Raw genomic sequence first — 412 nt, 5'->3', positions numbered from 1 at the left:
AACCAATTGGTCGTAGGTTCGAATCCTACACGACCCACCACTCTCCGACGGGTCGATGCTTTTGGCGCCGATTAGCGCCATGGATCAACAGCGCATGGGTCGTTAGCTCAGTTGGTAGAGCAGTTGGCTTTTAACCAATTGGTCGTAGGTTCGAATCCTACACGACCCACCAGACCCGCCGATTCCACGCCACAGCGCGATTTTACGCGCAATCGTGACGCTAACACCGCCGATTACCGTACCTTCTGATAAGTGCGTCATTTGGAACAATGACAGGTAGGCACGGCAAACCCGACAATGAATGACGCTGTTCTATTTTGCGACTCTTCATCCGCCGTGCCGATGGCTCGCCTCTATCCCGCCGTCTTGACGTCCGGTTCCGCCAGCAAGGCGGCCTCGGCCATGACCGTCT

At 55.8% G+C, this 412-nt stretch carries 1 tRNA gene; it reads left to right on the top strand.

What is annotated here, in order from left to right:
• Positions 1-96 precede the first annotated feature (96 nt).
• Positions 97-172: transfer RNA gene (locus BTW07_RS19245), tRNA-Lys, on the top strand.
• Positions 173-412: the final 240 nt, after the last annotated feature.

Origin of the sequence: Salinicola socius (assembly GCF_001937195.1) — a bacterium.
Taxonomy (GTDB): domain Bacteria; phylum Pseudomonadota; class Gammaproteobacteria; order Pseudomonadales; family Halomonadaceae; genus Salinicola; species Salinicola socius.
Note: the sequence above shows the minus strand (reverse complement) of the source record. Positions and strands in the feature narration are given on the sequence as shown.